The 25040-nt window shown below is 59.8% G+C and carries 23 protein-coding genes; 14 read left to right on the forward strand and 9 right to left on the reverse strand.

The annotated features are described in order from the left end of the window. Nucleotides 1-84: 84 nt before the first annotated feature. Together uraH and IAI51_RS15970 are read right to left on the reverse strand one after the other, a co-directional pair. Nucleotides 85-495 (reverse strand): hydroxyisourate hydrolase, encoded by a 411-nt coding sequence (uraH, locus tag IAI51_RS15965; protein WP_187679343.1) that lies wholly within the window; start codon nt 493-495, stop codon nt 85-87. An 11-nt stretch (nt 496-506) separates the two neighbouring features. Next, a complete protein-coding gene (locus IAI51_RS15970) occupies nt 507-992 on the reverse strand; it encodes a GlcG/HbpS family heme-binding protein (protein WP_187679344.1) in 486 nt (161 codons plus the stop codon). Between the two features lie 136 nt (nt 993-1128). Between IAI51_RS15970 and IAI51_RS15975 the strand changes: the two genes are divergently transcribed. The 4 genes from IAI51_RS15975 (at nt 1129) to IAI51_RS15990 (ending at nt 4764) form a co-directional block, all read left to right on the forward strand. Then, complete coding sequence (locus tag IAI51_RS15975) at nt 1129-1809, forward strand: heavy metal response regulator transcription factor (protein ID WP_187679345.1); 681 nt, start codon at nt 1129-1131, stop codon at nt 1807-1809. Beyond that, nucleotides 1799-3187, forward strand: a complete 1389-nt coding sequence (locus IAI51_RS15980; RefSeq protein ID WP_187679346.1) for a heavy metal sensor histidine kinase — start codon at nt 1799-1801, stop codon at nt 3185-3187. The genes IAI51_RS15975 and IAI51_RS15980 overlap by 11 nt, the downstream gene beginning before the upstream one ends. A 112-nt stretch (nt 3188-3299) precedes the next feature. Beyond that, nucleotides 3300-3548: a helix-turn-helix domain-containing protein gene (locus IAI51_RS15985; RefSeq protein WP_187679347.1), complete on the forward strand. Its 249-nt coding sequence runs from the start codon at nt 3300-3302 to the stop codon at nt 3546-3548. Then, nucleotides 3541-4764: a type II toxin-antitoxin system HipA family toxin gene (locus IAI51_RS15990; RefSeq protein WP_187679348.1), complete on the forward strand. Its 1224-nt coding sequence runs from the start codon at nt 3541-3543 to the stop codon at nt 4762-4764. Before IAI51_RS15985 ends, IAI51_RS15990 begins: the two co-directional genes overlap by 8 nt. 3 nt (nt 4765-4767) lie before the next feature. Here IAI51_RS15990 and IAI51_RS15995 read toward each other — a convergent pair whose 3' ends face one another. After that, on the reverse strand, nt 4768-5772 hold the full coding sequence (locus IAI51_RS15995) for an AraC family transcriptional regulator (RefSeq protein WP_187679349.1): 1005 nt from the start codon (nt 5770-5772) through the stop codon (nt 4768-4770). 100 nt (nt 5773-5872) lie between these two features. Here IAI51_RS15995 and IAI51_RS16000 point away from each other — a divergent pair, with 100 nt between their 5' ends. Further along, nucleotides 5873-6946 carry a fatty acid desaturase gene (locus IAI51_RS16000; protein ID WP_187679350.1) on the forward strand — a complete coding sequence of 358 codons (1074 nt, stop codon included), beginning with the start codon at nt 5873-5875 and terminating at the stop codon, nt 6944-6946. 113 nt (nt 6947-7059) lie between these two features. Here IAI51_RS16000 and IAI51_RS16005 read toward each other — a convergent pair whose 3' ends face one another. From IAI51_RS16005 to IAI51_RS16015, 3 genes are read right to left on the reverse strand one after another with little or no spacing between them, the layout of a single operon-like run. Further along, nucleotides 7060-8670 (reverse strand): arylsulfatase, encoded by a 1611-nt coding sequence (locus tag IAI51_RS16005; protein ID WP_187679351.1) that lies wholly within the window; start codon nt 8668-8670, stop codon nt 7060-7062. A gap of 13 nt (nt 8671-8683) precedes the next feature. Then, on the reverse strand, nt 8684-9499 hold the full coding sequence (locus tag IAI51_RS16010) for an ABC transporter ATP-binding protein (RefSeq protein WP_187679352.1): 816 nt from the start codon (nt 9497-9499) through the stop codon (nt 8684-8686). Continuing rightward, nucleotides 9496-11094 (reverse strand): ABC transporter permease, encoded by a 1599-nt coding sequence (locus tag IAI51_RS16015; RefSeq protein ID WP_187679353.1) that lies wholly within the window; start codon nt 11092-11094, stop codon nt 9496-9498. The genes IAI51_RS16010 and IAI51_RS16015 overlap by 4 nt, the downstream gene beginning before the upstream one ends. A gap of 295 nt (nt 11095-11389) precedes the next feature. Between IAI51_RS16015 and IAI51_RS16020 the strand changes: the two genes are divergently transcribed. After that, nucleotides 11390-12403 (forward strand): ABC transporter substrate-binding protein, encoded by a 1014-nt coding sequence (locus IAI51_RS16020; RefSeq protein WP_187679354.1) that lies wholly within the window; start codon nt 11390-11392, stop codon nt 12401-12403. A 50-nt stretch (nt 12404-12453) separates the two neighbouring features. Here IAI51_RS16020 and IAI51_RS16025 read toward each other — a convergent pair whose 3' ends face one another. Then, nucleotides 12454-13374, reverse strand: coding sequence for a LysR family transcriptional regulator (locus IAI51_RS16025; protein WP_187679355.1), 921 nt, complete (start codon nt 13372-13374; stop codon nt 12454-12456). Between the two features lie 181 nt (nt 13375-13555). Between IAI51_RS16025 and IAI51_RS16030 the strand changes: the two genes are divergently transcribed. Further along, the gene (locus IAI51_RS16030) at nt 13556-14464 is read left to right on the forward strand and encodes a TauD/TfdA dioxygenase family protein (RefSeq protein WP_187679356.1); all 909 of its coding nucleotides are present in this window, start codon (nt 13556-13558) and stop codon (nt 14462-14464) included. Between the two features lie 197 nt (nt 14465-14661). Here the strand turns inward: IAI51_RS16030 and IAI51_RS16035 are convergent, their stop codons facing one another. Next, nucleotides 14662-16278 carry an alkaline phosphatase family protein gene (locus tag IAI51_RS16035; protein WP_187679357.1) on the reverse strand — a complete coding sequence of 539 codons (1617 nt, stop codon included), beginning with the start codon at nt 16276-16278 and terminating at the stop codon, nt 14662-14664. A gap of 145 nt (nt 16279-16423) precedes the next feature. Beyond that, nucleotides 16424-17368: a LysR family transcriptional regulator gene (locus tag IAI51_RS16040; RefSeq protein ID WP_187679358.1), complete on the reverse strand. Its 945-nt coding sequence runs from the start codon at nt 17366-17368 to the stop codon at nt 16424-16426. A gap of 165 nt (nt 17369-17533) precedes the next feature. Between IAI51_RS16040 and IAI51_RS16045 the strand changes: the two genes are divergently transcribed. The 7 genes from IAI51_RS16045 (at nt 17534) to IAI51_RS16075 (ending at nt 24997) form a co-directional block, all read left to right on the forward strand. Then, nucleotides 17534-19894 (forward strand): TonB-dependent receptor, encoded by a 2361-nt coding sequence (locus IAI51_RS16045; protein ID WP_187679359.1) that lies wholly within the window; start codon nt 17534-17536, stop codon nt 19892-19894. Between the two features lie 304 nt (nt 19895-20198). Then, nucleotides 20199-21011 (forward strand): energy transducer TonB, encoded by an 813-nt coding sequence (locus IAI51_RS16050; protein ID WP_187679360.1) that lies wholly within the window; start codon nt 20199-20201, stop codon nt 21009-21011. A gap of 45 nt (nt 21012-21056) precedes the next feature. Next, a complete protein-coding gene (locus IAI51_RS16055) occupies nt 21057-21782 on the forward strand; it encodes a MotA/TolQ/ExbB proton channel family protein (protein ID WP_187679361.1) in 726 nt (241 codons plus the stop codon). Nucleotide 21783: 1 nt separating this feature from the next. Further along, on the forward strand, nt 21784-22185 hold the full coding sequence (locus IAI51_RS16060; RefSeq protein WP_003220570.1) for an ExbD/TolR family protein: 402 nt from the start codon (nt 21784-21786) through the stop codon (nt 22183-22185). Between the two features lie 276 nt (nt 22186-22461). Then, nucleotides 22462-23043: an alpha/beta hydrolase gene (locus tag IAI51_RS16065; protein WP_187679362.1), complete on the forward strand. Its 582-nt coding sequence runs from the start codon at nt 22462-22464 to the stop codon at nt 23041-23043. Between the two features lie 56 nt (nt 23044-23099). Then, the gene (locus IAI51_RS16070; protein WP_187679363.1) at nt 23100-24032 is read left to right on the forward strand and encodes a sigma 54-interacting transcriptional regulator; all 933 of its coding nucleotides are present in this window, start codon (nt 23100-23102) and stop codon (nt 24030-24032) included. Nucleotides 24033-24199: 167 nt separating this feature from the next. Further along, nucleotides 24200-24997 carry a MetQ/NlpA family ABC transporter substrate-binding protein gene (locus IAI51_RS16075; RefSeq protein WP_187679364.1) on the forward strand — a complete coding sequence of 266 codons (798 nt, stop codon included), beginning with the start codon at nt 24200-24202 and terminating at the stop codon, nt 24995-24997. The last annotated feature ends 43 nt before the right edge of the window (nt 24998-25040 follow it).

A 25040-nucleotide genomic window follows, 5' to 3' on the forward strand; every position in this document is an offset into this window, starting at 1 on the left:
CGATGCGGAGTGTCAGTCGATAAATGTGTGACTGACACTCCGCATCGCGAGCAGGCTCACTCCTACAGGAGGTTTTTGTGTGGCTCAGGAACCGCGATAGGTCGAGAAACCATATGGGCTCAGCAGCAACGGGATGTGATAGTGCTGATCCGTCTGTTTCACTTCGAAAATCACCGGAATCTCCGGAAAGAACGTTTCGTGTTTGGTCTTTTTGAAGTACTCACCGGTCTTGAACACCACCCGGTATTCACCTGCTTCGAACGGCTGTTTGGCCGGGAACAGTTCGGCGATGCGCCCTTGTTCGTTGGTGGTGCCTTCGGCCAATGGCTGCCAGTTCTGGCCGACGTGTTTTTCCAGCGTCACGTTGACGCCCGGCGAAGGCAGGCCATTTTCCAGGTTGAGCACGTGGACGCTCAGCGGGTTGCCGGCGGCCAGGGCCAGGCTTGAGAAAGCACTCAGGCCGAGTGCGGCGAAGGTCATGCGCAGGGTCGTCATGATGAAACTCCTTATTGGGAACGGGTGATGGACAGGCCGGCCTTGTCGGCGGCGCGGGTGGCACAGGTTTCGTCTTGCTCGCCGCCACCGGAACCGGCCACGCCCATGGCGCCGACCAATTCATTGCCAGCGAACAGCGGAATGCCGCCGCCAAGCAGCAGCAATTCGTCGAGGGTGTTGAGGTTGGCGGTTTCCGGGTTGCTGCGAGCGCGCTCGGCGAACAAGCGGGTTGGGGTTTTCGTCGACAGCGCCGTGTAGGCCTTGCGCTGACTGGCAGCGGTGTTGTGCGGGCCGACACCGTCGCCACGCATCGTCACCAGCAAGTTGCCGCCACGGTCGAGCACCGACACCGTGCCGGTACAATTGCCCATCGCGGTATCGGCCAGCAGGCGTGCGGTTTTCAGGTCGAGATCAGCGTGGCGCGGCAGTTCAGGGGCGGCGAAAACGCCGGCGCTGAGGCCGATGGCCAGGCTGGCAACAAGGTATTTGACGGTCATGAGCAGGCTCCGAAAGCGAAGGTCGCCACCTTAGCCGCCGGACTTCGTCAGAACCTCGTCAGTCGGATTACAAGTTTGTAATGGGCAACGCCGCCGAAGGCGCCTAGCCTGTGTGCCTGATCAATCGAGGTGTGCCATGCGTTTGCTGGTCGTAGAAGATGAAGCCAAAACCGCCAGTTTCCTTGCCAAAGGACTGGGCGAGTCCGGATTCGCCGTGGATGTGGCGCTCAATGGCCTCGACGGGCGCTATTTCATCGAGCAGCAGGAATACGACCTGATCATCCTCGACGTGATGTTGCCGGGCCTCAACGGCTGGCAATTGCTGCAACTGATCCGCCAGCGCGGCGCCACGCCGGTGCTGTTCCTGACCGCCAAGGACGCCATCGAAGACCGCGTGCGCGGCCTCGAACTGGGCGCCGACGATTACTTGCTCAAACCCTTCGCCTTCGCCGAATTGCTCGCGCGCGTGCGCACATTGCTGCGGCGCGGGCCGATGCGCGAGGCCGAGTCGTACAGCATCGCCGATCTGGAAATCGACGTGCTGCGCCGCCGCGTCAGTCGTGGCGGCCAGCGCATTTCCTTGACCAACAAGGAATTCGCGCTGCTGCATTTGCTCGCCAGTCGTCAGGGCGAAGTGTTGTCGCGCACGCTGATTGCCTCGCAAGTGTGGAACCTGAATTTCGACAGCGACACCAACATGGTCGAAGTCGCAGTGCGTCGTTTGCGCTCCAAGGTTGACGATCCGTACATGCCGAAACTTATCCACACCGTGCGCGGCGTCGGCTATCAACTGGAAGCGCCTGACGATGCGCTCTAGGTCGATCGCCTGGCGCCTGGCGCTGGCGTTCGCCGTTGTCTGCGCCTTGGTACTGAGCGCGATCGGTGTGTTCCTTTACCGCTCGCTCGCTGCGGAAATCGCCTGGCGCGACGATCTGGCCTTGCTCGGTCGACTGGAGCAGGTACGCGCCTTGCTCGCCGACAGCGATAGCCTCGACGCCTTGCAGGCGCGGCCACGGCTGTACCAGAACATGCTGGGCAATCTCGACAGCCTGTTGCTGGTGCGACGCGCCGACGGCTCCAGCGTGATCAGCATCAACCCGCGCCAGCGCGAATTACCGGCGCTCAACGCCATCCCTCGCGATCAAGCGCCGCAGCGCCGTGACGTGCTGACCTGGCAGGCGCCGGACGGTGCGGAGGTGGCCTTGTTGTCCGGCGAAGCCCAAGGGCCGAGCGGCGAGTCGCTCACCGTGATCGCCGGCAAGGTGTTGAGCGAGCGCGAGCAGATGCTCGCCAGTTATCGCATGCGGCTGTACCTGGCGATCGGGCTCGGCGCGCTGCTCGCTTTTGCGTTGGGGTTGCTGTTGCTGCGCCGTGGTCTGCAACCGTTGCGCCAGTTAAGCGCAGCGGTGCGCGGCATCGATCTGCGCAGTCTCGATCAGCGTTTGCCCGCCACTAATACACCCGCCGAATTGCTCGAACCGGTGCAAGCCTTGAACAGCATGCTGGCGCGTCTGGAGGACAGCGTGCAGCGCCTGTCGCAGTTCTCCGCCGACCTCGCCCACGAGATCCGCACGCCGCTGCACACCTTGCTCGCCAGCAACGGCCAGGCACTCAATCACCCGCGCAGCACGGCGGAATATCAGGAAGTGCTGGCGTCGAACATGGAAGAGTTCGAGCGACTCAAGCGCATGGCGGAAAACCTGATGTTCCTCGCCCGCGCCGAACAGGCCGAGCGTGCGCTCGACCTGCGCAGCCTGGATCTGCAGGAAGTGGGTGGCGAACTCTGTGATTACTTCGAAGCGCTGGCCGACGACCGCGACCTGCGTCTGCAAAACCAGTTGCACGGCGAGCTCCGCGCCGACCAGCAACTGCTGCAACGTGCCCTCGGCAATCTGCTCGCCAACGCGGTGCGGCATGCCGATCCAGGCACCTCGATCTGCCTGCGTCGCTGCGATGAGCCGGGCGTTTGCTGGTTGCAGGTACACAACCACGGCCCGGCCATTGGCGCCGAGCATCTGGGCAAACTGTTCGACCGCTTCTACCGCGTCGACCCGGCCCGCGCCGAGCCGGGTGATTCGGGCGGATTAGGGTTGGCAATTGTGCAATCGATCATGCAACTGCATGGCGGGCAGGTGCGGGTGAGCAGTGATGCGGCGGGCACTGTTTTTGAGCTGGGGTTTGTGGTGAGCCAGTGATTACTTCTTGATCACTCGGAATTAGGCTAACCTTGTTCAATGAGTGCATCAAATACGATGCAAAGTTAATTAAATAATTCTATTTGCATCGTAAGTAATGCAGGAAATGGCAATGGAACAGCTTGGTGAATTGATTAGAGCCCTGCGCAAGGCGAACAACATGTCTCAACAGGCGTTGGCTCAGCAATACGGTATGAGTCGCGCGACGATCTCGGGAATCGAAAACAACACGGTCTCCGAAATCGGATTGCGCAAAGTAGAAGCGATCCTGAACGGGTTCGGCTATGAGTTGATGGCGGTTCCGCGTCAGTCCCGGCGCCCGACACTCGATACGCTGCAAAAGGTAAATTTCCATGACTGAGTCGACGGATCGATTGAACGTCTGTGTCGGCGGGCAAGCGGCAGGCACTCTGGGGCGCGGGCAAGCGCGAGTTGATAGCGTGTTCAGTTACCGCGAAGAAACCAGTGCCGAAAACGCCGTGTCACTGACAATGCCGTCCCGGCTGGAAAGTTATGGTTGGGAGCATGGCATCCATCCGGTTTTCGAGATGAATCTGCCGGAAGGTGCGCTACGTGATGAGCTGGTTCGGCGCTTCAGTAAAGCGGTTCGCGGATTTGATGATTTTGCATTGCTGGCCATTGTCGGCCCCTATCAGCTCGGTCGGTTATCCATTGCCAGCGCATCGACGACGGATCGCCCACCCGAAACGTCGCTGGCTGATCTGCTGGTGCACGATGGTGCGCAAGACCTGTTCGAGGATTTGTTGCAAACCTATGGTCATTATTCCGGAGTATCAGGTGTGCAGCCCAAAGTGCTGGTACGTGACAGTGCGGCGGCCATTGATCGCCTGACTCATCGAGGGTCTACCCACTTGGTCAAAGCTTTTCGTGCCGATGAATATCCGCAGTTGGCAACCAACGAATACTTTTGCATGCGTGCCGCGCAACACAGCGGGCTTGAAGTGCCGAAGTTCGAGCTCAGCGAGCATGGCAAGTTTCTGGTTATCGAGCGCTTTGACTTGAGCGCTACGGGCTACCTCGGTTTTGAAGACTTCTGCGTGCTCAACGGCTGGCCGTCGAAAGCCAAATACGACGGCTCTTACGAAGGTGCGGCCCGGCAGATCAAAGCGTTTGTTTCACCTGCATTGCTCAATCAGGCACTGGAAGCGTTTTTCAAAATTGTAGCTTTGTCTGCAGGGCTGAAAAATGGCGACGCGCATCTGAAAAATTTCGGTGTGTTGTACGAAAATTGTGGCGAGGAGTCTGCAGTCAGGCTTGCGCCGGCTTACGACATCATCACCACCTCGGTTTACATTAAGAATGACAGTATGGCGTTGCTGTTAGGCGGCTCGAAAGCTTGGCCAAAGCACAAAATGCTGATGCGATTTGGTCGTACGGCCTGCAATTTGACTGAGGCTCGTTGCAATGAATTACTGCAGCAAGTTGCTGACGGCATGCGAGTGGCAATGGATGAAATGTCTGAGTACAGCGTCACTCATCCTGCATTCGCCAATGTGGGTACTGCAATGGTCGAACAATGGTCATCCGGTATGGAGCGCAGCCTGATTAAAGGCTGACGTTCAGCGCAACTGATCGCGAAACTGCCCCGGCGTCATCCCCGTCCAGCGCTTGAACGCGCGGCTGAAGCTGCTGGTGTCGGCAAATCCCAGCAGATAGCTCACCTCACTCAACGAACACTGCGGATCGCGCAGGTGCAGCAGCGCGAGGTTCTCGCGGCTTTCGTTGAGCAGCGTATCGAAACGACAACCTTCATCGGCCAAATGCCGTTGCAGGCTGCGCAGGCTCAGGTGTAAGGCCTGAGCGATGCGTTCGGCGCTGGGCTCACCTTCGGGCAGTTGTTCTTCGATGGCGTCGCGCACCTTGCGCTCCCAGGTCAGCGGTTTGAGCTGTGCCATGGTGCGTTCGAGCACCGCCTCATTGTGTTCGGCCAGTTCCGGGTTGGCGTCGTCGAGGTGGCTGTCGAAGTCCTCGATGGCGAATTCCAGGCGATCTTCGCTGGAGGCGAAATGCACCGGTGCACGAAAGACTTTGTGCCACTGATGCGCATCGACAGGTTCTGTGCGGCGCAGGTATACCGCCAGCGGCGCGTAATCACGGCCGAGGCGATTGCGGCAGGTGCGCACGTAGATCGCGGCAAAGGCGTCGATCGCTTCGAAGGCTGGCGCAGGATTGCCTGACGGTATCTTCAGACGGAACAGATAGCGGTCGTCGCTGCGGCTCAGATCCAGTTCCAGCGCATCGCTGACCACCGGGTGATAACGCACGATGCGCTCGAACACCTCACGCAAACTACCGCTGGCCACCAGCGCATAACCGAGCGCGTGGAACGTAGTCGGGCTGACGAATCGTGACACGCGCAAACCGATTGCCGGATCGCCGCTGACCTGCACGGCAATCTCCCACAGGCGCGTGGTACCGGACAGCGGATAGCGGGCGTTGGGATCGTCCATCAGCTGTGGATCAAGCCCGGCCTTTTGGCACAGGTCAATACTGTCCAGCCCCAGCGCATCAAGTTGCTTGCGCAAGGCACGGGTCCAACTGGCGAGGGAGGTCGGTTCCTTCATGCTGATTGGCGCTTCCGGTCAACAGGTTGGCGTTCTCGGCTACCGTGTTTCGCACCCATGCAAGGCAGGATGCGAACATCAATACTCAGAGGATGGAAGCATGGACGGTACTTCTGCAAGTCCCCCGCGACACAATGCTGCCCAGCGATCAGCGCATATTCGCGAAGTGGTGCTGGCCAAGGGCATCGAACTGCGTGAGCGTTACCCGATTCTCAAGCATCAGGATGCGCTAGGCGCGGGGATTCTGGCCTTCGCGTTGGCCGGGATGATCGGTTCGGCAGCGCTGTACATCACTGGCCACATGGCTTGGTGGATATGCCTGCTGCTCAACGCGTTTTTCGCGTCGTTGACCCATGAACTTGAGCACGACCTGATTCACAGCATGTATTTCCGCAAACAGCGCGTGCCGCACAACCTGATGATGGGCCTGGTCTGGCTGGCGCGGCCGAGTACGATCAATCCGTGGATTCGCCGTCATCTGCACCTTAATCACCACAAGGTCTCCGGCACTGAAGCCGACATGGAAGAGCGCGCGATCACCAACGGCGAACCATGGGGCTTTGCGCGTCTGCTGATGGTCGGCGACAACATGATGTCGGCCTTCATCCGTTTGCTGCGGGCGTCAACCTGGGCGCACAAGTGGAGCATTCTCAAGCGGGTGTTCAAGGTCTACGCGCCGCTGGCGCTGGTGCATTGGGGCGCGTGGTATGTGTTTTTGGGCTTTCATGCGGCCAATGGCATCGCCTATCTGCTGGGTTCGCCGATCGAATGGTCGGCGACCACGCTGGCGGTGATGCAGGTGATCGATATCGCCACCGTGGTGATCATCGGCCCGAATGTTCTGCGCACGTTTTGCCTGCACTTCATCAGTTCGAACATGCATTACTACGGTGATGTCGAGCCGGGCAATGTGCTGCAGCAATGTCAGGTATTGAACCCGTGGTGGCTGTGGCCGTTGCAGGCGTTCTGCTTCAACTTTGGCAGCAGTCACGGAATTCATCATTTTGTGGTGAAGGAGCCGTTTTACATCCGCCAGATGACCGTGCCGGTGGCGCACAGGGTGATGCGGGAGATGGGGGTTCGATTTAATGATTTCGGGACGTTCGGGCGGGCGAACCGGTTTGTTCGGCAGGCCGAAGTGGTGAGTGAAGAGGTGCGTACAGCCCGGGCCTGATGGGTGATTTTCAACGTCCTCTTCGCGAGCAGGCTCGCTCCCACATTGGATCGGGTTAACGAATCCACATGTGGGAGCGAGCCTGCTCGCGAATGCAATCTGTCAGGCAACATCTAATCCGGCTGAAACGGCGAAGCACTCAAAATCACCCCGGTTTCTTCCACATACTGCTGCCAATGCCCGATCAACGTGCTGAGCTTGTCAGGCTGCTTCAGCGCCAGATCATGAATCTCCCCCGGATCACTGGCCAGATCATAAAGCTGCCACGTCGCCGGCCCCACCGGCCCCGGGATCCACACCGCTTTCCACGACCCTTGGCGAATCGCCCGGCGCCCGAACAATTCCCACCCTGTCACCGTGTGCTCGTCATGCACCTGCGCCGTTTCGCCGGACAAAAAGCCCAGCCACGATTTACCGCGCAACGGCGCCACCGGTTTGCCGCGCCAGTGTTTGCCCGGATGACGCACGCCAGCCAGATCAAGAAGGGTCGGGGTGATGTCCATCACCGTGCCGAAGCCATGGCTGATCTGCCCCTTCAAAGGCAATTGCGGATAGTGCAGCAGCGCCGGGACGCGAATCCCACCCTCAGTGGTGAATGCCTTGAACAACCGCGACGGCGCGGTGGCGACTTGCGCCCAGCTCGGCCCGTACCAGACGTAGGAATTGGCCCGGCCAATGTTGTCGAGGCTGTTGTCGTAATGCTGATTCAGATACGTCATCAACTCCGGGCCGAATTTCGGAAACGCTTCAAGCAGCGCGCCTTCGGCACCGTTGTCGGACATGAACAGGATGAACGTGTTGTCGAGTTGTCCTTGCTGGCGCAGGTAATCGACGACTCGGCCGATGTTCCAGTCCATGCGCTCAACCATCGCCGCGTAGACCTCCATTGCCCGCGCGGAAATCTGCTTTTGCTCGACGCTTAGGGCGTCCCACTGCGCGGTCAACTCGATCAGTGGATGCGGCTCGACGTCTGGCTCGATCAGCCCCAGTGCCTTGAGTTTTTCCAGGCGTTCGAGGCGCAAGACTTCCGGGCCGGCGTCGTAGCGGCCACGGTATTTCTCGACAATGTCGGCTGGCGCCTGCAACGGCCAGTGCGGTGCGGAAAACGGCAAGTACGCGAAGAACGGGCGGGTCTGATCGCGCTCCTTGAGGTATTGCAGCAACTTGTCCCCGAAGGCATCGGACGAGTAGAAATCCTTGGGCAGTTCGTCGACGAACGTGTCGTCCTCGATGTACAGCGCCGGGGTGGACTTCAGCAGGCCGGGCGTGTGTTCATCGTAGGTCGGCTCGAAACCGTAATGGTTGGCCGCGCCCGGCAACAGCGAGAACGAACGCTCGAAACCGCGTGCATGTGGCGCCAGTTCAGCGGTCAGGCCCAGGTGCCATTTGCCGCTCATCAATGTCTGATAACCAGCCTCCCGGAGCAGTTCGGGCAGCGCGACGACGCGGTCGTTGAGGTAGCCCTCATAGCCCGGTTTGCCGATCAGTTCCGGCGTCAGTGCTTCGGCCATGGTGCCGATGCCGGCGATGTGGTGATCGGTGCCGGTCAGCAGCATCGAACGGGTCGGCGAGCAGGTTGGCGCGGTGTGGAAATCGGTCAGGCGCAGGCCGTTGTTGGCCAGGGCATCAAGGTGCGACGTGGCGATTTCGCCGCCGAACGCACCGAGGTCGGAGAAGCCGAGATCATCGGCCAGAATCACCAGAAAATTGGGACGTTGCGGCATCGAAAACTCCTGTTCAGCAGGCAATGAACGACAGCGGCAGATCGCGGATCTGTGCTGGCGGGGTCGGTTGGTAATGATCGTCGCTGGTCAGCTCGTGGAGCAGCTCTTCGCGCAACTGATGGAAGTCGAAACTGCTGCGCTGACGCGGATGGGGCAGGGCGATGTCGACCACTTGCTTGATCCGCCCCGGACGCGGCTCCATCACCACCACACGATCGGCCAGGAAGATCGCTTCTTCGACGTCGTGGGTGACGAGGATCGTGGTGATTTTTGCCCGGTTGCGGATCGCCAACAGTTCGTCCTGCATCTGTTGACGGGTCAGTGCGTCGAGGGCTCCGAAAGGCTCGTCGAGCAGCAGAATGCGTGGGCTGGCGACCAAACCGCGAGCGATCGCCACGCGCTGCGCCATGCCGCCGGAGAGCTGGTGCGGATAGGCGCGGGTGAAGTCGCGCAGGCCGACCAGATCGATGAAATCGTTGATACGTTGCTGCTTTTGCGCAGCGCTCAGCGGTTCGTTGACCAAGCCGAGGCCGATGTTGTCGGCCACGGTCAGCCACGGGAACAAACGGTGTTCCTGAAAGACGATGCCGCGCTCGCCACCGATGCCGCTGACGGCTTTGCCATCGACGGTGATCTGCCCGCGAAACTGCGTATCGAGGCCCACCAGCAAGCGCAGCAACGTGGATTTGCCACAGCCGCTGGAGCCGACGATGGCGACGAATTCGCCCTCGGCGATGTCCAGGTTGAATTCGCGAATTGCCTCCAGTTCGAAACCGTCGACGTCGAAGGATTTGCCTACATGATTGAAGCTGACAATCGGTGCGTTCATGCGTGTCTCCAGCGGGTCGCGCGAATTTCCAGGCGTTGGCCAATGAGGTTGAGCAGGGCGCCGGTCAGGCCGACGAGGAGCATGCCGGCCATGATCAGATCCATGCGCAGCAGTTGTTGCGCGCCGATCATCTGGCTGCCGATGCCGCCGTTGGATGGCATGAAATATTCGGCGCCGATGGTGCCGAGCCAGGCGTAGATCAGGCTCAGGCGAAGCCCGGCGAAAATCCCCGGCGCGGCGCCCGGCAGCACCAGTCGACGCAAACGCTGGCCGAGGTTCAGGCGCAGTACTTGCGCCGCTTCATTGAGTTGCGGCGAGAGGTTGGTGACGCTGCGTTGGGTGGCGATAAACAGCGGAAAGAATGCGGCGAGGGCGACGAACACCCACTTGGCCAATTCGCCCAGACCGAACCACGCGGTGAGCAGCGGCACCCAGGCGAAAATCGCGATCTGGCGGATCGATGCGAGCGTCGGGCCGAGCAGGCGTTCGCTGATGTGCGACAGGCCCAACAGCAAGCCCAGGGCAAAACCGAGCCCACCGCCCAACAGCAAACCACCGAGGGTGCGGCCCAGGCTGAGTCCCATGCCGCTGATCAGCGTGCCATCGAGCAAGCCGTCCCATGTTGTACTCAATACGGCCAGCGGGCTCACCAGAATGTTCGCGTCGACCCACTGCTGATCGCTCGCCAATTGCCACAGCGCGAACAAGCCCAGCGGTAGCAGCCACGGTTGCACCCGCTGCCAGCCTTCATAGCGTGGGCCGCGACGAATTTCGGCGGTGGCCGGGTGTGGCCAGTGCAGCAGTTTTTTGTCCAGCAGACCGATGCCGCGATCCATCGCCATGCCGATCAGGCCGATGACCACGATGCAGACGAAAACGATGTCGAGCATGAACAGCTGGCGCGCCCAGACCATCAGGTACCCGATGCCTTCACTGGAGGCCAGCAGTTCAACCGCCAGCAACGATGTCCAACCGGCGGCCAGCGCCAGGCGCACACCGGCCATGAACGCGGGAAGGGCGGCGGGCAGGACCAGACGACGGATCAGCAAAAGCGACGGCAGGCGCAGCACGGCGGCGGCTTCGCGCAGTTTCGGTTGGGCATCGCGTACGCCGACCAAGGTGTGCAGCGTCACCGGAACCACGATGGCTTTGATCAGCACCACCAGTTTCAGTACTTCGCCTATGCCGAAAAACACCATGAACAGGGGAATCCACGCCAGCGTCGGCACCTGCGCGAGACCGGCGAAAGTAGGGAAGATCAAACGTTCGAGGCGACGGCTGAAGCCCAGCGCGGCACCGAGCACGGCGCCCGCCGAAATCCCGGCGAGCAGTCCCCAGAACAGCCGTTGCAGACTGATCCACAGATGACCCCACAACTCGCCCTGAGACAGTTCGACCGCGCTGTTCCACACCAATGACGGCGCCGGCAGAATCTGTTCGCTCATCCATTGGTTGCGCGCGGCCAGCCACCACAGCGCGAACAGACTGAGCGGCAGCAGCCACGGCAACAGGCGTTGATTGAGGCTTGGCCCCGTGCGGCGCGTTTTGAGCGGTGGCGCCGGCAGCGGCAGGCTGAGCAAGGAATCACGGGCCATGGGGTGACCTCCGTTGTCGGGTTGCAGACAGACCTGTATGCAAAATTGATCTAACAAAATTCAAATTAATGCTATTGGGAGATAAGCCAGACCATTTAAGGCTTCTGGCCCACACGCATCCAATGCATTCGAAGAATATTTTCGATGCTGTCAATGCATACGCCGCTGCAGGCCTTATCGCTGCTTGCTTAGCGCTAAAAGCTATAAAAATGTGAATTTATAGTATTTAAGCGAAGGTGCTCCTTCAGCCTACTTTCGGCTCCTCAACGCCCGTCGTGATCAAGGAGCCGCACCCATGAACCTTCCCTTCAAACGTGTCATCAGTCTGTTTGCCGCTCCGGCGCTGGCGGGTTTTCTGGCGTTTACCGCCCACGCCGACGACCTAAAGGAAATCAGGATCGCCGTGCCCGATCTGAGTGCGGGCACCCACCACAGTGGCGGCGGTGTGGTCGATGTGCTGCGCGATCAGCAAATCTTCGAAAAGGCCTTCGCCGAGCAGGGCATCAAGATTCAGTGGAGCTTTTTCAAGGGGGCGGGGCCGGTGATCAACGAGGCGTTCGCCAATGGTCAGGTCGATCTGGCGTATCTGGGCGATCTGGCGGCAATCATCGGCAAGTCCAATGGCCTCGATACGCGGTTGCTCAGCGCCAGCGCCCGTGGCGTGAAGCAGTATCTGGGCGTGGTGCCGGGTTCGGGGATCAAGACCCTGCAGGATCTCAAGGGCAAGCGCGTGGCGATCTTTCGTGGTACAGCGACGCAGTTGTCATTCGATGCGGCGTTGGCCAGCCAAGGCCTGAGCGAAAAAGACCTGAAGGTCATCAACCTTGATTTCAGTGCGGCGGTTGCGGCGCTGGCGGCCAAGCAGATCGACGCTTCATGGGGCAGTTCGGGCTTGGCCGCTCTGCAAGCCAAAGGCTTGGCCGAACTGCCGCTGAACACCAAGGATCTCGGTGGCGCGGGGAGTGTGCAGTCGGTGCTGGTCGGGACAGGCAAATTCGTCGATGCCCACCCGGAGGCCGTGGCGAAACTGCTCAAGGCTCAGCAGCAAGCGGTGGAGTGGCTGACTCAGGACAGCAACAAGGACGCTTACGTGCAGTTGGTCTCGGGGCTGGCGAGTTATCCGCCGGTGATCCTGACCCAGGATCTACAGGATCAGAAATTGAGCGAGATATTTCCGTCGACGCTGGACCCGGTGTTCCTTGGCAGCTTGCAGGACAAGGTGGATCTGGCAGCGCAGCAACGGCTGATTCGCAAGCCGTTCAAGGTGAGCGATTGGGTGGCGCCTGAACTCGCTGCAGCCAAGCTCTAAAACTCTGGTGTCTGGTCAGGCCTCTTCGCGAGCCTGCTCGCGAAAGGGCCCTAAACAGCGACGCTGACTTTCTGCTTGTCCACCGCCACCAACGTTTCGATCATCGCCCGCGCCGCCGGCGACAATCTGAATCCCGTGCGACTGACAATCCCGCAACGCGCATTCATGCTCTCCAGGTTCTGCGGCAGATTGCGCCAGTGCAGCAGCACCAGCGAACCCTGGGCAATGTCCTCGCAAAACGCCTCTTCCGTGCCGATGCCGATCGCATTCGATTGCAGCACCACTTTCACCAGCGCCGGGAAATGCTCGGTCTCGATGGTCGGTGAAAAATCGATCCGGCCGCTGAGGTTCGCCAGCAGTTTGCGAATGCCCGGCGGGATCAGCGTGGCCGCCAGCGGATAGTCGAACATGTCGTTGGTCGACAGGCTTTCTTTGGCCAAAAGCGGGTGCCCCGGCCGGCAGAAAAATACCCCGCGCTTGGGCGTCAGTGGCTGGGTCTGGAAGTTCGGGTCGGCCTCAAAATGGCGGATGTCGGCAATGAAGAATTCGATCTCCTCGCGGCTCAGGGCGCGGCTGAGTTTTTCCCAGTTATCCACCTGAAAGCAGGTGCGTACTTTCGGGTGCGCGTTGATGAACTGCGCCACCGCGTCTGGCACCAGTTTCACCGCTGGCGCCGGCCCGCAGCCGAAGTGAACTTCGCCGGCATCGAGCTTGGTCATCTGCGTCACTTCGGCGCTCAGCAACGCCGCGCCCTGCACCAGCGTCAGGGCGTGTTGCAGCACCACCTGGCCCTCGGGCGTGGGGCGCAAATCCTTGTTGCCGCGATCCACCAGCACGCAGCCGAACTCTTGCTCCAGCCCTTGAATGCTGCGACTGAACGCCGGTTGGGTGATGCCCATCGCGTCCGCCGCGCGGACAAAACTGCGATGTTCATTGAGGGCGATGAAGTAGCGCAACTGGCGAAGATCCATATGCTTTTCCGGCATCCTAAAAATAGCTCGAAGGCATTTGCGACGAGGGTTGCTAGAGGTTTTAAATGCAAGCTCTTATTCCGTCAACGAAGCATGTGATTATCTATTAGATGAAAAAAGAATATAGATAGAGCGATGTTTCGCTGCCGTCCAACCGCAAGCAGTCGATGAGGGTCTACCCATGAGCAATGCCGCACTCGCTGTAAAACCCGCTGTCCATGCGCTGGAAATTCATCCGGTGGCCGGTCGTATCGGCGCCGAGATTCGTGGCGTGCACTTGTCTGGTGAGCTGGACGCCGCCACCGTCGAAGCCATTCAACAGGCACTGATTGATTACAAGGTCGTGTTCTTCCGCGAGCAGACCCAACTCGACGATCAGCGTCAGGAAGCCTTCGCCCATTTGCTCGGTGAGCCGGTGGCGCATCCGACCGTGCCGTCGCGTGAGGGCACTCGTTATCTGCTGGAACTGGACGGTGCCGAGGGTCAGCGCGCCAACTCGTGGCACACCGACGTGACTTTCGTCGATGCCTACCCGAAAGCCTCGATCCTGCGCTCGGTAGTCGCTCCGGCGTTCGGCGGCGACACCCTGTGGGCGAACACCGCCACCGCGTACAACGAACTGCCGTCCGAGCTGCGTGAACTGGCCGACAAACTGGTCGCCGTGCACAGCAACGAATACGACTACGCCAGCGCCAAGCCGGACGTCTCGGCGGAGAAGCTTGAGCGCTATCGCAAAATTTTCACGTCGACCGTTTACGAGACTGAGCACCCGGTGGTGCGCGTCCACCCGATCAGCGGCGAGAAGAGCTTGCTGCTGGGGCATTTCGTCAAACGCATCAAGGGTTATTCGCAAGCGGATTCGGCGCATCTGTTCGGGCTGTTGCAGAGTCATGTAATCCGTCAGGAAAACACCGTGCGCTGGCGCTGGAAGGCTGGTGATGTGGCGATCTGGGATAACCGCTCGACCCAGCATTACGCGATTGATGATTACGGCACCCAGGATCGGGTGGTGCGTCGGGTGACGTTGAAGGGGGAAGTGCCTGTGGGGGCTTCGGGGCAGCGTAGTCAGACGATCAAAGGTCGTGACTGAAGATCAAAAGCCCCTCACCCCAGCCCTCTCCCAGAGGGAGAGGGAGCCGACCGAGTTGTCTCGCGTTATGCATCGACCTGAAAGACCTTATCGATTATGGATTCGGTGAAGCACGATCAGGTCGGTGTACCTCTGAAATATCCCCCATTCAGTCCCCTCTCCCTCCGGGAGAGGGTTAGGGTGAGGGGTTCTTCCCGCTACCAGACACCAATCTGAACAACCTTCTCGGTTTCCGGCTCTCCGTAGCGAAACCGCTGCCCGCGCAAATCGATCTCCTGATGGCTGATGGTGGTACGCCGCTTCAACCCCCGCACCCACTCAAACAGATACCCCGCATGCTCCTCGCGCACCGCCGCGTAAGCCGGGTCTTCACCCAAATCACGCAATTCCTGCGGATCATTCAGCAGATCAAACAGCTGTGGCCTGAAGCCGTCGTACGCCAGGTATTTCCAACGCTCGCTACGCACCATGGTCATGCGGCAACGGTCAATCGGTTGACCCAGTCGCTCCCGCGCCGGCGCTTGAAACGCGTAGTCATATTCGCTGATTGCATAGCGGCGCCAATCCGGATTCTCGCCGTGTAAAAGCGGTATCAGCGAGCGGCCCTCCAGTCGATGTTCCGCCTGCGGCAGTCCCAACCCCTGAAGAAACGTCGGCAACGCGTCGATGGTTTCCGCCAGTCGATCATCGACTGTTCCGCGAGTGACATCCGCTGCCGCCCGAGGATCACGCACGATCAGTGGCACGCCCACCGCTTGCTCAAGCAAAAACTCCTTCTCGCCCAGCCAGTGATCGCCCAGAAAGTCGCCGTGATCACTGGTGAACACGATCAGCGTGTCATCCCAGCGGCCATTACTTTGCAGAAAATCGAACAGCCGTCCGAGCTGATCATCCACTTGCTTGATCAGGCCCATGTAGGTCGGGATTACATTCAATCGTACTGAATCGCGGGAGAAGTTGAGGCTTACTTCATGCTGGCGAAAGGCAGCGTATACGGGGTGTTTACTGGCTTCGGAGGGCGTCGCGCGGACCGGTTCGAGAATCGATTTCGTACTGTACAAGGCGTGGTATGGCGCCGGTACGATATAGGGCCAGTGTGGTTTGATGTACGAGAGGTGCAAACACCATGGTTTCTCACCTTGCTCGGTGATGAAGTCGATGGCTCGATTGGTAGTGTAGACAGTCTCTGAGTGTTGCTCGGGAATTCGTGCTGGCAAATGTGCATTACGCATTTTCCAGCCGCTGAGGATTTCGCCGTTCTCGCCTTCGGCAGCGTTGGCCCAGTCGTGCCAGGGATTTCGCCCGTCGAAACCTTGTTCGCGCAGGTAATGGGTGTAGGGCGCGGATTCGCGTTTGTCGTCGAACAGCGGGTCATCGGGGAAGATCCCGTCGTGGCGAAAGTACGGTTCGAAGCCGACCTCGTTGAGCACTTCGGCCTGTGCGCTTGCGGGGTTGATCGCCAGTCGCTGCAGGGCGTCGACATTAGCTGTGGCGTGGGTCTTGCCGACCAGCGCAGTACGAATGCCGTGGGGGCGCAGGTAATTGCCGATGGTCAGCTCTTCCAGCGGCAGCGGCACGGCGTTCCACGCCACTTGATGGCTGCTGACATAGCGGCCGGTGTAGGCCGACATCCGCGACGGGCCGCAGATCGTGCCTTGGGTGTAAGCGCGGCTGAAACGCACCCCGGCTTCGGCCAGGCGATCGATGTTCGGCGTGTGCAAATGCGGGTGGCCGTAGCAGGACAAGTAATCGCGGCGCAGTTGGTCGCACATGATGTAGAGCACGTTGCGCACGGGTTTTTCAGGCAGGGACATGGGGTTCACCGGTCAGAGAGACAGGCGAGGGTTTTCGCTTTCGGTGGGGGTGTTCGGCAAGTGCATTTGGGGAATGGGTTTTATGCAGTGGATGCATCGGCGACTGGGCTGACGCCATCGCTGGCTTGCCAGCGATAGCGACCGATCAGACAGCGAGCCCATCCAGTGAATACACCTCTTCATCCACCGCATCAATCGCCTTGATCTGCTCAATCATCGCCTCAGCCAGCGGCGACAGCCGATACCCCGCCCGACTGACAATCCCATAGCGGGTGTACAACTCTTCCAGATCATCGGCCAGACCTTCGATCTTCAAACACACCAGATCTCCCTTGGCCTGATGCAGCGCATCGGAATACGCGCCGACAATCCCGATTGCGTCCGAACGCAGCACCACACTCAACAGGCTGGAGCTGTTTTCACACTCCACATTCGGCGTGAAATCCGGCCGACCGCTGAGGTCGACGATGACCTTGCGCAGGTTCGGCGGACGGATGCTCACCGCCAGCGGGTAGCTCATCAATTGCTCGGCCGAGACCCGATCAAAACCGCTCGGCGGATGTCCGGCGCGGCAGCAGAAATGCCATTTGCGCGGGCGCAGCCGATGCGTCAGGTAATCCGGATCAGCCTCGAAGTGCCGCGTGTCAGCGACAAAGAATTCGAACTCCTCACTGAGCAGGCGCTTGCTCAAGCTCTGCCAGTCATCGACCTGAAACTGCACCCGCGCTTTCGGGTAACGCCCGATAAAGCTGCCAATCGCCCTCGGGACCAATCCCGCCGCTGGCGCAGGGCCACAACCGAAACGTAACTCCCCCGCCTCGAGGCCATTGAACTGGCTGATCTCGTTGGCCATCTGCTGCGCGCCGCTGACCAGCCGCCGCGCATGTTCGAGCAGTACCTGGCCTTGTTTGGTCGGTGGCAATTCCTTGCGCCCGCGATCAACCAATTGACAGCCGACGCTGTGTTCCAGCGCCTGAATGCTGCGACTGAACGCCGACTGCGACAGGTTCACCGCCTGCGCGCCGGCGACGAAGCTGCGTTGTTCAGCCAGGGCGATGAAGTGACGAAGTTGACGCAAATCGATATGCATTTTTCACATAAAAAATATCCGGGAAATGCATTGGATATGCATTAGGTCGACTCCTTATAAAGGCAATCTCTTATGCAGTAAATCTTTGTAAATACATAAATAAATAACTTAAAAGAATATGCAGCGCTGAAGATGTCTGTGTGTTTTTTGACCAGGAGCCGCGCCATGAGTCCGTTGAACCTTGCGTCACCCCTCACACCACGACGGCTCAAACGCCTGCCTCTGGCTCTGTTACTGGCGGGGAGCGCCAGTTGGACTCACAGCTACGCCGCCGATACCGAAACCCCGGCGCCGGTTCCAGCAGGCAAACCTGTGGCTAACAGCTCACAACTGGAAACGGTGACCGTCACCACTCGCCGCCGCGAAGAAAGTTCGCAGGATGTGCCGACGCCGATGAGCGTGGTCAGCGGGCAGAACCTGGAGACGCAACGGGTCTACCGGATTCAGGATTTGCAGCAACTGGTGCCCAGCGTCAACGTCGCCTACATGCATGCGCGCCAGTCCAGCGTGTCGATTCGCGGATTGGGCAACAACCCGGCCAGCGATGGCCTGGAAGGCAGCGTCGGTCTGTACATCGACAACGTCTATCTGGGCCGCCCGGGGATGGCGGTTTTCGATCTGATGGACATCGAACAGCTCGAGGTTTTGCGTGGGCCGCAAGGCACGCTGTTCGGCAAAAACACCACGGCCGGGGTGATCAACATCAATACCCGTGCACCAACCTTCACCCCGGAGCGCAGCATTGAAACCTCGGTCGGCGAGGACGGCTACTTCCAGACCAAGGGCACGATTTCCGGGCCGCTCAACGACCAACTCGCCGGACGTTTTTCGGCGTATCGCACGCGCAGCGACGGCGACATCAAGAACGAATACGACGGCCATGACCTCAACGGCGGTTCACGCGACGGCTTCCGTGCGCAACTGCTGTTCAAGCCCAACGAAGACTTCAACTTACGCTGGATTGGCGACTACAACGAAGAGGACTCCAGCGCCGGCACTCGCGTGCTGTACAACACCGGGCCGACCATCAACGGCGTTAATCTCTACGAGTCACGAGCCAATGCGGCCGGCGCGACGCTGGTCAATGGCTCGCACCGCAAGGTCAATCTGGACAACGACCAACACGTCACCGTGCATCAGGGCGGCACGTCGGTTGAGGCCAATTGGACGCTGCCGAGCGACTTCACCCTGACCTCGGTCAGTTCCTATCGTTTCTGGAATTTCACCCCGAAAAACGACGATGGTCTGAACGTGCCGGCGAGCTACAACGCCGGGGTGTCGGTGGAAGACAAACAGTATTCGCAGGAATTTCGTCTGGCCTCGCCCAAGGGCGAGTTCTTTGATTACGTCGTGGGTGCGTACTATTTCGGCAACAATCTGGACAACAAGTCCTTCGCTTATTACGGCCCGCAAGCGGATATCTGGAACGGCACGCCGGCCGGTGCTTTAGCCAATGTGACCAGCGTCGGTAACGGCCACATCAAGACCGACAGTTTTGCCCTGTTCGCCCAAGGCACATGGCACCTCACCGAGCGCCTGGATTTCACCGCCGGGGTGCGCGGCACCTATGAAGAAAAAAGCGCCTGGGTCACGCGCAATGCCCCGGTCGGTGGCGCGACGGTCACCGGTGCTGCCGCAACAGCGCGACGCGGGCGGGCGGGCGTCTACGATTCCGGCGACTTGAACCAGTACAGCTCCAGCCCGTCCGGGCTGCTCAACCTTAGCTACCGCATCACCGATGACGTACTCACCTATGCCACACTGTCCCACGGCGAGAAGTCCGGCGGGGTCAACCTGGCGGTGGGTTCGGCTCCGGTGGCCGGAGCCGACTCGTTGCTGATCGGCACCGAGCGCGCCAACAACGCCGAACTCGGTTTCAAAAGCACGCTGTGGGATCACCGTCTGCAACTCAACGCCAATGTGTTCTGGACGCAGGTCAACGCCTACCAGACCAACGCTTACGACGCCGAAAACCGTGTGCAATACCTGACCAACGCCGGTTCCGTGCGTTCGCGCGGCGTCGAGTTCGAAAGCACGGTGATCCCGCTACGTGGACTGACCCTGAACATCAACGGCTCCTATAACGACGTCAGCTACCTCTCGTACAAAGATGCCCCGTGCCCTCCGGAAGTCAGCCAGGCGCCGGGAGCGCCGGCCTCTTGCGACCTCAGCGGCCATCAAGTGGTCGGCGCCTCGAAATGGATCGGCAACGCCAACGGCGAATACAAATGGAATCTGGATAACGGCTTCGAACCCTACGTCACCGCCAGCTACGCGTTCCGCTCAAAAGCGGTGGGCACGGTCGAGGACTCCGACTACGGCCAGATCCCGAGTTACGCGGTGGTCAACTTCTCCACCGGCCTTCGCGGCGATTTCAATCAGGGCCAGTGGGACGTCTCGCTGTGGCTGAAAAACGCCTTCGACAAAACCTACTACACGACCCTGTGGACCGGCGGCAACGGCGGTTATGAAGGCCTGCTCGGCACACCGCGCACCCTCGGCGTCACTGGTCGCTACGACTTCTGATTGATCCTTCAAGGGGCTGCGTGATGCTGCCCCGACAGGCGAAATCAATGCGCTGTGTGAATACTTTCAATGCCTGAAAAGCATGTGTTTTTCAGTCCATCCCTACAGCCCTTGTGGCGCGTGGCTTTGGCGTAATTTATCAAAACTCATATTCCATAAACGCCTATCCATAACGTTAAAGATTACTTTCGGAGATAAGCGTCTAGCCCAATGATTCACCCAGCGATTCGCCGTGGGGGATTCAACAAACGGTGAATCGGCAGTTTTTGCAGAGAACGTAAAAAAGACCGCAGGGAGTGTATCAATGGGCAATGTCCAGGCCGCCGCCAGCGCACAGGAATTGCTGTGGCGTCAGACGCCGAGTGGCGAATTGGTCGATCTTGGCCGGCTCCATCGCGTGCCGTTGGGGCAGCTGCGTTTGCAGCGTGCGCCCAAAGGCATTCTGAGTCGGCGCGAAACGATCCTGCTCGGTGTGCTGGCCTTGGTGGTGCACGGCGCGGTGATCTACTGGATCAATCAGCATCCAACCCCGGCGCTGCCGATTGTGCCGCCGGAAATTCCACCGATGACCATCGAGTTTTCGCGCCCGGCACCGCCAGCGCCAACGGTGGTCGAGCCGCCACCTCCCGCGCCTGTAGTCGAGCCGCCGCCGGTGGAGGACGAACTGGCGGTAAAACCCCCGCCACCGAAACCGATCCCGAAACCCAAACCGAAACCCGTGGTGAAACCAGTCGAGAAACCGGCCCCCAAAGCCGTTCAACAGCCCCCCGCACCGCCACAACCGACAGCTCCAGCCGCTGCCCCGGCGCCACCTGCACCACCCGCGCCGGCGCCGGTAACGCCGGCCTCGGCCAACGCCGCATACCTGAAGAACCCGGCGCCGGAATATCCGTCGCTGGCTCAGCGACGCGGTTGGGAAGGCACGGTGTTGCTGCGCGTGCATGTGCTGGCGAGCGGTAAACCGGGTGAGATCCAGATTCAGAAAAGCAGTGGCCGGCAGCAACTCGACGACGCCGCATTAAACGCGGTCAAGCGTTGGAGTTTTGTTCCGGCCAAGCAGGGTGATGTCGCCCAGGACGGCTGGGTCAGCGTGCCCATCGATTTCAAGATTCATTAAACCGAAACCTAATTCGCGCGAAATGTTTACACGAGGGAACACATCATGACGTTACTGGCATCTCCACTGGAATCCATCGAAAGCGCGGTGATCTGGCTGCTGGTGGTTTTTTCCGTCGCGACTTGGGGGCTGGCGCTGCTAAAGGCTGTGCAGTTCGGCCGTCTGAAAGCGCAGGATCGCAAATTTCACAAACGCTTCTGGGCGGCGTCGAGTCTGGATGCCGCCGCCGAGTTGAGCGAAACCCAACCCGGCGCCGCCGCGCGGGTGGCACAGGCCGGTTACGCGGCGATTCAGGTGGGCGAGGCGCCGCAGGCCAATGATTTGAGCCATGCGATTAACCATCAGGATCGTCTGGAGCGTGCCTTGCGTCAGCAGATCGTCCGCGAACGACGTTCGCTGGAGACCGGTCTGGCGGTGGTCGCGAGTATTGGTAGTACGTCGCCGTTCATTGGTTTGTTCGGCACGGTGTGGGGAATCATGGAAGCGTTGAAGGGCATCAGCGCGGCTGGTTCGGCGAGCCTGGAAACGGTGGCCGGCCCGATCGGTGCGGCACTGGTCGCGACGGGTGTGGGGATTGCCGTCGCAGTACCAGCGGTGCTGGTTTACAACTACTTTTTGCGGCTTTTGAAACTGACCGCCGCCGATCTGGATGACTTTGCCCACGACTTCTACAGCCTGGCGCAGAAGAGTGCGTTCCGCGTGTTGATCCACCCGACGGCGCACAAGGTTGCCACGCACGGGGATACAGCAAAAGTGAAGGAGGCGTCCTGATATGGCCTTCTCCACGCAAGACAGTGATGAGGTACTCAGCGAGATCAACGTGACGCCGCTGGTGGACGTAATGCTGGTGCTGCTGGTGGTGTTTATCGTCACCGCGCCACTGCTGACCAACGCGATACCGATCAACCTGCCGAAGACCGAAGCGGTCGCGCCGGTTGAACAGAAAGACCCGCTGGTGGTGAGCATCGACGGCGCCGGCAAACTGTTTATCAACAAGGACGAAATTCAACCGGACTTGCTGGAGTTCAACCTCAAGTCGGCCAAGGCCAAAGACCCGGAAGTGCGCGTGCAGTTGCAGGCGGATGACGGAGTGAATTACGGGGAAGTGGCGCGGGCCATGGCCTCGATTGAGCGGGCGGGGATTACCAAGTTGTCGGTGATCACGGCGCGGTAGAAGAATTTTCGATTTTCCGGGGCCGTCTCCTTGGCAGGGTGCGGCCCTTTTTTTATCTCCGATTTATCTCCCACCCTTCCTCTGTAGGAGCTGCCGAAGGCTGCGATCCTTTGATCTTGCCTCTAAACATCAAGATCAAAAGATCGCAGCCTTCGGCAGCTCCTACACAAAACAGAGATATGCTTTTCAGGTCTTAATAAATAGCTTCTTATTCCTTAACGAATATAAATCCTCTCCCTATACTCGACCAGGAACAGACACGCAGGAGAGCTCCCCATGCGCAACGAATCAATTCGCTACCTGATTGTGCCGGGCTGGCAAGGATCGCCAGAAGATCATTGGCAAACCCACTGGCAGAACAGCCTGCCGAACAGTGCGCGGGTGGAACAGGCCGACTGGCTGACCCCGCGCCGTGAAGACTGGGTCGCCGCGCTGGCCGAGGCGATTGCCGCCGACAGCACGCCGGTCATCCTCATCGCGCACAGCCTGGGCTGCGTCACCGTTGCCCATTGGGCGGCGACCGCGCCGCTGCAATACCTGCGTCAGGTACGCGGTGCCTTGCTGGTCGCGCCAGCGGATGTCGAGCGCCCGACCTGCGCGCCGGCGCTGCGCAATTTCGCGCCGATCCCGAGCGATCTTTTGCCGTTCCCCAGCCAGGTCGTCAGCTCCGACAACGACGCCGCCGTCAGCGCGCCGCGTGCTCTGGAGCTGGCGCGTAACTGGGGCGCAGAGGCGGGGATTCTGGCCGGTGCCGGACACATCAATGTGAAGTCCGGGCATCAGCGTTGGGAGCAGGGTTTTGCCTATCTCTATCGCCTGCAAAACCGCATGGAACATAACGCTCGACGTCGCGCCTGATTTTCCTGTTTCTTTAAGCGCCCCCGTCTGCCGGCGGTTGTGGGCGGGAGTCTGCCATGAGTTTCGATACTTTCGGTCAGCCGTTGCTGACCTTTCCCGATGCGGAAAAAAGCCCCCTGAGCATTCGCGCCAAAGCGCTGGTGTTCGTCGATCCGCGTTCGCGCCAGTTGCGCGAAGAGCTTGAGCAACTGGCGCCACGCTCGATTTCGGTGTTGATTCGCGGCGAGACCGGCACCGGTAAGGAACTGCTCGCCCGGCACATACACCGCGCCAGTGATCGCAGTGGTCTGTTCGTTTCCGTCAATTGCGGCGCGATCAGCCCGACCTACGCCGATGCCGAGCTGTTCGGTTATGCCGCCGGCAGTTACAGCGGTTCGGCCAGCAGTCGTGCGGGCTGGTTCGGTTCGGCCAATGGCGGCACCTTGTACCTTGATGAAATCGGCGACCTGCCGCTGCCGATCCAGATCAAATTGCTCGCAGCGCTGGAAAACCACGAAGTCACCCGCGTCGGTGCGCCTCAGCCGAGCCCGGTGGATGTGCGGCTGGTGGCGGCGACCAGCATCGATCTGGCGCAAGCGGTGGACGCCGGGAAATTCCACGAGCGGCTCTACCATTACCTCAGTGAAGGGCAGCTGGAGTTGCCGGCGCTGCGCGCGCGAATCGGCGACATCCTGTCGCTGGCCGAGTATTTCCTCGGCATCTACAGCCAGCGTCTGGACCTGCCGGTGCCGCTGATCAGTGAGGCGGCGCAGCATCTGTTGGAGCAACATAGCTGGCCGGGCAACACCCGTGAGCTGGAAAACGTCATTCACTTTGCCTTGCTGGTGAGCACCGGCGACGAGATCTTGCCGGAGCATCTGAACCTGCCCGACGCGTCTGGCCCGCAGGTTCAAATCGAACGGCTGGTGACGCAAATCAACATCGGTGGCAGCGTTGGCGAACGTAAGGCGTTGAAAGAGTTGCTGATTAGTTTGAGCGAGCGTTTGTAACCATTTCGTTCAACATGAACAAAATGGAATATGAAGCTGAATAAACGTTATTGTCCGGGAATAAAAAATCCCGGTATTGTCCGCCTCACGCCAGCGATATCACTTCACTGGCACACGTATTAGATGCCGTCGCCATCAGCGACCGTGATTTTCGATAAGGACACTGCATGAAAAAGGTTCTGTTGTTTACCGCATTGGCGGCTGCTCTGACGGCTTCCCTGGCCCAGGCCGGCGAGAAACTTGTCGTCGCGGCGACCCCGGTGCCGCACGCTGAAATTCTTGAGCTGATCAAGCCGACCCTCGCCAAAGAAGGCGTGGATCTGCAAATCAAAGTCTTCACCGACTACGTGCAGCCGAACGTACAGGTGGGCGAAAAGCGTCTGGATGCCAACTACTTCCAGACCCTGCCGTACCTGAACAGCTTCAACCAGGGCAAATACAAGGACGACAAGTCCAAGTACCTGGTGACTGTGCAAGGCGTGCACGTTGAACCGTTCGGTGGCTACTCGAGCAAGTACAAGACGCTGGCTGAACTGCCGGACGGCGCAACCATCGCCATCCCGAACGAAGGCAGCAACAGCGGCCGCGCTCTGATCCTGCTGCAGAAGGCTGGTCTGATCGAGTTGAAAGACCCGAAAAACGCCTTGGCAACCCCGAGAGACATCGCCAAAAACCCGCACAACTTCAAGTTCAAGGAACTGGAATCGGCTCTGCTGCCACGCGTTCTGAAGGAAGTTGATCTGGACATGATCAACACCAACTACGCGCTGGAAGCCGGTTTGAACCCGAACAAGGATGCGCTGGTGATCGAAGGTGCTGATTCGCCTTACGTGAACTTCCTCGTTGCCCGTGAGGACAACAAGAACAGCGACGCCATCCAGAAACTGGCCAAAGCCCTGACCAGCCCGGAAGTCAAAGCGTTCATCGAGAAGAAGTACAACGGCGCGGTACTGCCGGCGTTCTGATCTGACGCTTGAGTGAACCCTTCAAGATGTGAAAACGCCGATG

It is taken from the genome of Pseudomonas sp. N40(2020), assembly GCF_014472415.1.
Classification (GTDB): domain Bacteria; phylum Pseudomonadota; class Gammaproteobacteria; order Pseudomonadales; family Pseudomonadaceae; genus Aquipseudomonas.

What these genes read in the sequence shown, in the direction of transcription:
- IAI51_RS16075 (WP_187679364.1), top strand. Translation starts at nt 24,200, where the DNA reads ATGAAAAAGGTTCTGTTGTTTACCGCATTGGCGGCTGCTCTGACGGCT.
- IAI51_RS16045 (WP_187679359.1), top strand. Translation starts at nt 17,534, where the DNA reads ATGAGTCCGTTGAACCTTGCGTCACCCCTCACACCACGACGGCTCAAA.
- IAI51_RS16070 (WP_187679363.1), top strand. Translation starts at nt 23,100, where the DNA reads ATGAGTTTCGATACTTTCGGTCAGCCGTTGCTGACCTTTCCCGATGCG.
- IAI51_RS16065 (WP_187679362.1), top strand. Translation starts at nt 22,462, where the DNA reads ATGCGCAACGAATCAATTCGCTACCTGATTGTGCCGGGCTGGCAAGGA.
- IAI51_RS16040 (WP_187679358.1), bottom strand. Translation starts at nt 17,368, where the DNA reads ATGCATATCGATTTGCGTCAACTTCGTCACTTCATCGCCCTGGCTGAA.
- IAI51_RS16025 (WP_187679355.1), bottom strand. Translation starts at nt 13,374, where the DNA reads ATGGATCTTCGCCAGTTGCGCTACTTCATCGCCCTCAATGAACATCGC.
- uraH (WP_187679343.1), bottom strand. Translation starts at nt 495, where the DNA reads ATGACGACCCTGCGCATGACCTTCGCCGCACTCGGCCTGAGTGCTTTC.
- IAI51_RS16055 (WP_187679361.1), top strand. Translation starts at nt 21,057, where the DNA reads ATGACGTTACTGGCATCTCCACTGGAATCCATCGAAAGCGCGGTGATC.
- IAI51_RS16035 (WP_187679357.1), bottom strand. Translation starts at nt 16,278, where the DNA reads ATGTCCCTGCCTGAAAAACCCGTGCGCAACGTGCTCTACATCATGTGC.
- IAI51_RS16060 (WP_003220570.1), top strand. Translation starts at nt 21,784, where the DNA reads ATGGCCTTCTCCACGCAAGACAGTGATGAGGTACTCAGCGAGATCAAC.
- IAI51_RS16000 (WP_187679350.1), top strand. Translation starts at nt 5,873, where the DNA reads ATGGACGGTACTTCTGCAAGTCCCCCGCGACACAATGCTGCCCAGCGA.
- IAI51_RS15980 (WP_187679346.1), top strand. Translation starts at nt 1,799, where the DNA reads ATGCGCTCTAGGTCGATCGCCTGGCGCCTGGCGCTGGCGTTCGCCGTT.
- IAI51_RS15995 (WP_187679349.1), bottom strand. Translation starts at nt 5,772, where the DNA reads ATGAAGGAACCGACCTCCCTCGCCAGTTGGACCCGTGCCTTGCGCAAG.
- IAI51_RS15970 (WP_187679344.1), bottom strand. Translation starts at nt 992, where the DNA reads ATGACCGTCAAATACCTTGTTGCCAGCCTGGCCATCGGCCTCAGCGCC.
- IAI51_RS15975 (WP_187679345.1), top strand. Translation starts at nt 1,129, where the DNA reads ATGCGTTTGCTGGTCGTAGAAGATGAAGCCAAAACCGCCAGTTTCCTT.
- IAI51_RS16015 (WP_187679353.1), bottom strand. Translation starts at nt 11,094, where the DNA reads ATGGCCCGTGATTCCTTGCTCAGCCTGCCGCTGCCGGCGCCACCGCTC.
- IAI51_RS16020 (WP_187679354.1), top strand. Translation starts at nt 11,390, where the DNA reads ATGAACCTTCCCTTCAAACGTGTCATCAGTCTGTTTGCCGCTCCGGCG.
- IAI51_RS16005 (WP_187679351.1), bottom strand. Translation starts at nt 8,670, where the DNA reads ATGCCGCAACGTCCCAATTTTCTGGTGATTCTGGCCGATGATCTCGGC.
- IAI51_RS15985 (WP_187679347.1), top strand. Translation starts at nt 3,300, where the DNA reads ATGGAACAGCTTGGTGAATTGATTAGAGCCCTGCGCAAGGCGAACAAC.
- IAI51_RS15990 (WP_187679348.1), top strand. Translation starts at nt 3,541, where the DNA reads ATGACTGAGTCGACGGATCGATTGAACGTCTGTGTCGGCGGGCAAGCG.
- IAI51_RS16010 (WP_187679352.1), bottom strand. Translation starts at nt 9,499, where the DNA reads ATGAACGCACCGATTGTCAGCTTCAATCATGTAGGCAAATCCTTCGAC.
- IAI51_RS16030 (WP_187679356.1), top strand. Translation starts at nt 13,556, where the DNA reads ATGAGCAATGCCGCACTCGCTGTAAAACCCGCTGTCCATGCGCTGGAA.
- IAI51_RS16050 (WP_187679360.1), top strand. Translation starts at nt 20,199, where the DNA reads ATGGGCAATGTCCAGGCCGCCGCCAGCGCACAGGAATTGCTGTGGCGT.